Source organism: Streptomyces tamarix (assembly GCF_032423885.1).
Taxonomy (GTDB): domain Bacteria; phylum Actinomycetota; class Actinomycetes; order Streptomycetales; family Streptomycetaceae; genus Streptomyces; species Streptomyces tamarix.
On record NZ_JAWCTQ010000112.1, the window covers coordinates 1 to 451 of the forward strand.

The window sequence follows — 451 nt, forward strand, 5'->3', positions numbered from 1 at the left end:
TCTTCTGCGCGCGGGTCAGCTCCCTGCCCTGCCCACTCACGACGCACCCCCGACCAGCGCGAGCACGGCGGCGACGACGAGCAGGGCCCCGGCGGCGTAGGTCAGATCGATCGCACGCTGGAGCCGGGCGAACTTGGCCACCGAGATCCGGGCCAGGCCGGCGATGTCCTGCGCCCGCCCGTCCTGGTCGAGGTGGGCGCGGATCTCGTCGGGGCTAAGGGTGGCCCACAGGGGGAAGCCGGCCCCGCCGGAAAGGTTCGGGCGCACCGCCCGCAGCAGCAGCCCCACCACGACCAGCAGCACGACGACACCGGCGCCGCCGACCACGGCCGCGGCCACCGGCAGCCGCACGGCGCCCGCGAGGGTCCAGACGCCGGCCAGGGCGGCGCCGGTGAACGCCAGTAGCAGCGACGCCTTCGTGTCCGTGCGGGCCAGCTCCGCCTTCACCTCC

1 protein-coding gene is annotated in these 451 nt (G+C 75.6%); it reads right to left on the reverse strand.

Annotated features, from left to right (window positions below):
* Nucleotides 1–36: 36 nt before the first annotated feature.
* A partial coding sequence (locus RND61_RS32515; protein ID WP_315881763.1) for a Pycsar system effector family protein occupies nt 37–451 on the reverse strand: 415 nt, incomplete at its 5' end.